We start from the raw sequence: 4,235 nt of genomic DNA, 5'->3' as shown, positions 1-4,235 counted from the left end.
CTCGCCTACGGCGGCAACCAGACGCTGCAGGCACTGCGCCAGCGCCTGCCCGTGACCACGCGCTTTCTGCCGCATGGCCACAAGCTGGGCTTCGGCATGGTGGGCGCCCAGGCGCTGGACACGCTCAAGGCGCCCGCCGTGGCGCGGCTGGCGGCCTGGGACGTGATGCGCTACGACCAGCAGGGTTGCTACTCGCCCCATGTCTTCTACGTGGAGCGCGGTGCCCCCGTGCCGCCGCGTGCCTTTGCCGACTATCTGGCGGCCGAGCTGGCCAACCTGCAGCGGCGCTTTGCGCGCCGGCCGTTGGAGCTGGAGGAGGGCGCCGCCGTGGCCCGCTGGCAGCAGGCCGTGGAATGGTCGGGTGACGAACAGCAACTGCTGGGTCCGGTGGACGCACCCTGGAGCGTGGCGTACAGCGACAGCCTGCAGCCGCTGGCGCCCACGGCCCTGTACCGCACGATTGCCGTGGTGGGTGTGGACCGCCTGGATGACGCCGTGCCCGTGGTGGCCGCGCAGCGCGACTACCTGCAGACGGCCGGCATTGCCGCCTCGCCCGAGCAGCTGTACCGCCTGGCCGGCCTGCTGGGCGCGGCCGGCGTCACGCGCATCAGTGCCATCGGCTCCATGAGCATGCCCGAGGCCGGCTGGCACCATGACGGCCGCTTCAACCTGCTGGACCTGGTGCGCATGACCGAGATAGAGCAATCTGCCGAGGCGGCGGCGCAGCCGTTTGCGCCGTATGCGGACTGACATGGCGAACCTGCAAGAGGGGACGGACGGGGCTGCAACCATGGCGTTTCTCGATGTCGAGCAAGTGGTCTTCACCTACCCGGGCCGCCCGCCCGTGGTGGACGGCGTGGACTGGCGCGTGCAGGCCGGTGAGGTCCACTGCCTGCTGGGCCGCAGCGGCTGCGGCAAGACCACCTTGCTGAAGCTGGCGGCGGGGCTGCTCAGGCCGCAGTCGGGCCGCATTCTGCTGCGTGGCGCCGAGCTGGCCGAGCCCGGCCCGCAACTGGGCTTCATGTTCCAGGCGCCCACGCTGCTGGAGTGGCATACGGCGCTGGGCAATGTGCTGCTGCCCGTGTCGCTGCAAAGGCGCCCCGCGCCGCAGGACGAGCAGCGCGCCCTGGCGCTGCTGCAGCAGCTGGGCCTGGCCAGCCATGCGCAGCGCCATCCGCGCCATCTATCGGGCGGGCAGCAAAGCCGCGTGGCGCTGGCGCGGGCGCTGGTGCTGGACCCGCCCCTGCTGCTGCTGGACGAGCCCTTTGCCGCGCTGGACGCCATCACGCGCGCCGAGCTGCAGGACGACCTGCTGCGCACCTGCCGCGAGCGCGGCACCACGGTGCTCTTCGTCACCCACGACATCAACGAGGCCGTCTACCTGGGCGACCGCATCGCCCTCATGCACGGCGGGCGCATCGTGGCCGATATGGCAGTCGATCTGCCCGCGCCGCGCACCCAGGCCATGCGCCACGGGCCGGCGTTCAACGAACACTGCGCCCGCGTGCGCGCAGCCCTGGACAGGACGGCGGCATGACGGTGTCCTTGTTCCATGCCCGCCTGCTGGCCGCCGCGCTGGCGCTGGTCCTGCTGGGCCTGTGGGAGCTGCTGGTGCGGCAATGGGGCCTGTCCGCCCTGGTGCTGCCGGCGCCCTCGGCCATTGCGGCATCGCTGTGGACGGGGCTGGCCACGGGCTATTTCTGGCCGCACATCTGGGCGACGCTCCAGGCCCTGCTGCTGGGGCTGGCGGCCGGCAGCGCGATCGGCCTGCTGGCGGGCATGGCCCTGGCTGAATCCGAGCTGCTGGAGCGTGTGCTCAAGCCCTACGTGGTGGTCAGCCAGGTCGTGCCCAAGCTGGCGCTGGCGCCGCTGTTCGTGCTGTGGTTCGGCTTCGGCATGCTGCCCACGGTGCTGATCACGGCGCTGATCTGCTTTTTCCCGCTGATGGAAAACACCCTGACCGGCCTGCGCCAGGTCGATGCCCAGCGGCTGCAGCTGTTTCGCATGCTGGGCGCCACGCGGCTGCAGACGCTGCTGCGCCTGAAGCTGCCCACGGGCCTGCCCGCCATTCTTGCGGGCCTGCGCGTGGCCGTGGTGCTGGCCCTGGTCGGCGCCGTGGTGGCCGAGTTCATGGGCGCCAGCCGGGGTCTGGGCGCCGTGGTCATCGCCGCCCAGGGAATGATGGACACCACCCTCATGTTCGCCGCCCTGGTGCTGATCGCCGCCATGGGCCTGCTGCTGTACCAGGCCTGCCTGGTGCTGGAGCGCCGGCTGCTGCGCTCGCGCGCCGCCTGACCGTCCTGAACACTTCCGAAACCTTTTCCCCAAGCGCCATGCACACACCGCAATCCCCCTTCCTCACCCGCCGCAGCCTGCTGGGCGCCTCTGCCGGTTTTGCCGGCCTGGCGCTGGCCGGCAACTGCCTGGCCGCTCCTGTGCAAGGCAAGATCCGCCTGGCGGGCTGGAGCAAGCCCATCAGCGAGATCACCAACATCCTGGCCGAGCCCGACAAGGGCTTCTTCAAGGCCCAGGGCGTGGAGCTGGCCTACCTGCCCGGCGCGGGTGGCGGCGACGCCATCCGCAACATGCTCAGCGGCCAGGCCGATGTGGCCTTCACCGATCCCGGCTCCTTCTTCATGGCGCTGGACAAGGGCGAGAAGCTGGTCGCCATCTACGACATCTACCCGCAGAACGTGTTCAACGTGGTCTCGCTCAAGTCGGCGGGCATCCGCAAGCCGGCGGACCTCAAGGGCAAGAAGATCGGCGTCTACAGCCTGTCCAGCGGCACGCGCCAGAACCTGCTGGTGATGCTGCACCAGGCCGGCCTCAAGGAGTCGGACGTGACCATCGTCGTCACCGGCCTGCTCAACTTCGCGCCGCTGATGCAGGGCCAGGTCGATGCCACGGCCGCCACCGACACCGGCCTGGCCGTGGGCCTGCGCAAAGGCATTGGCGAGGTCGATGTGATGCAGGTGCGCGATCACCTGAACATCTCCAGCGACATGTTCGTGGTGCGCGAGGACACGCTGCGCGACAAGAAGGACTTGCTGCGCGCCTTCCTCAAGGGCTACCGCGACAGCGCCGCCTGGATGATGGCCAACCCCGAGGAAGCCGCCACGCTGGCCGGCAAGCACGCCATCGACGGCACGCGGCGCGATATCAACCTGGACGTGATCCGCCTGCGCAATGCGTCTTCGCAGCCGCTGCAGGCCGGCAAGCCGCTGGGCAGCTTCGACCTGGCCGCCCTGCAAAAGGGCGCCGACGCCTACCGCGCGCTGGGCATGGTGCAAAGGCAGATCAAGGTGTCCGACGTGGTGGACACCAGCCTGCTGCCCGGGGCCTGAGATGGCACAGCCGTCTTCCCTGGGCCTGCAAGGCAAGGTGGTACTGGTCACCGGCGCCGGCCGCGGCATAGGCGCGGCCATTGCCACCGCCTTCGCGCGCGAGGGCGCCACCGTGGTGGTCAACCACCTGTCCAACGATGCCGCCGCCGCGCAGACCGTGGCGGCCTGCCAGGCTGCGGGCAAGCAGGCCGGAGGCGATGCCTGGGCCATCAAGGCCGATGTGGGCTCGCAGCCCGCCGTCCAGGCCATGACCGAGGCCATTGCGCGCGAGGTGGGCGCCATCGACATCGTGGTCAACAACGCCTTCAAACCCTACGCCTTCGACCCCGAGCGCCGCCGCCGCTTCGACGACCTGCAATGGAGCGACTACCAGGCCCAGTACGACGGTGCCGTGGGCGCGGCCTTCAATGTCTGCCGCGCCGTGCTGCCGCAGATGCGCCAGCGTGCGCGGGGCAACATTGTCAACATCGCCAGCAACCTGGTGGAGCACCCCGTCGTGCCCTACCACGACTACACCACGGCCAAGGCCTCGCTGGTGGCCTTCAGCCGCAACCTGGCCAGCGAGCTGGGGCCCGTGGGCATACGCGTCAACTGCGTGGCGCCGGGGCTGGTCTATCCCACGCAGGGCACCCAGGACACGCGCGAGTCCTTCCGCGAATCGCTGATGGCCGCCACGCCGCTGCGCCGCCTGGCAAGCCCCGAAGACGTGGCGGGGCCGGTGCTGTTCCTGGCCTCGGAACTGAGCGGCTTCATGACGGGGCAGGTACTGTTCGTCGATGGCGGCCTGGTGATGCGCTGAGCCTGTTCTAGAACTGCTCCCACTCATCGGTCTCGGCCATCTCGGCCATTCCGGCCGCCGTGGCGCGGCGGGGTGTTGCCGCCTTGGCGGGC

The 4,235-nt window shown here is 70.1% G+C and carries 5 protein-coding genes; all 5 read left to right on the top strand.

Annotated features, from left to right (window positions below; translation table 11 throughout):
• Window positions 1-750: acyl-CoA reductase (locus L995_RS24460; protein WP_047474000.1), on the top strand; the 750-nt coding region annotated here is incomplete at its 5' end.
• Window position 751: 1 nt separating this feature from the next.
• Complete coding sequence (locus L995_RS24455; protein WP_016450563.1) at window positions 752-1,537, top strand: ABC transporter ATP-binding protein; 786 nt, start codon at window positions 752-754, stop codon at window positions 1,535-1,537.
• Window positions 1,534-2,295, top strand: coding sequence for an ABC transporter permease (locus tag L995_RS24450; protein ID WP_016450562.1), 762 nt, complete (start codon window positions 1,534-1,536; stop codon window positions 2,293-2,295). Before L995_RS24455 ends, L995_RS24450 begins: the two co-directional genes overlap by 4 nt.
• Window positions 2,296-2,333: 38 nt before the next feature.
• Window positions 2,334-3,344: an ABC transporter substrate-binding protein gene (locus L995_RS24445; RefSeq protein WP_047473999.1), complete on the top strand. Its 1,011-nt coding sequence runs from the start codon at window positions 2,334-2,336 to the stop codon at window positions 3,342-3,344.
• A gap of 1 nt (window position 3,345) precedes the next feature.
• On the top strand, window positions 3,346-4,143 hold the full coding sequence (locus L995_RS24440) for an SDR family oxidoreductase (protein ID WP_047473998.1): 798 nt from the start codon (window positions 3,346-3,348) through the stop codon (window positions 4,141-4,143).
• Window positions 4,144-4,235: the final 92 nt, after the last annotated feature.

This window comes from Delftia sp. ZNC0008 (assembly GCF_000799035.1).
Classification (GTDB): Bacteria; Pseudomonadota; Gammaproteobacteria; order Burkholderiales; family Burkholderiaceae_C; genus Comamonas; species Comamonas tsuruhatensis.
Note: the sequence above shows the minus strand (reverse complement) of the source record. Positions and strands in the feature narration are given on the sequence as shown.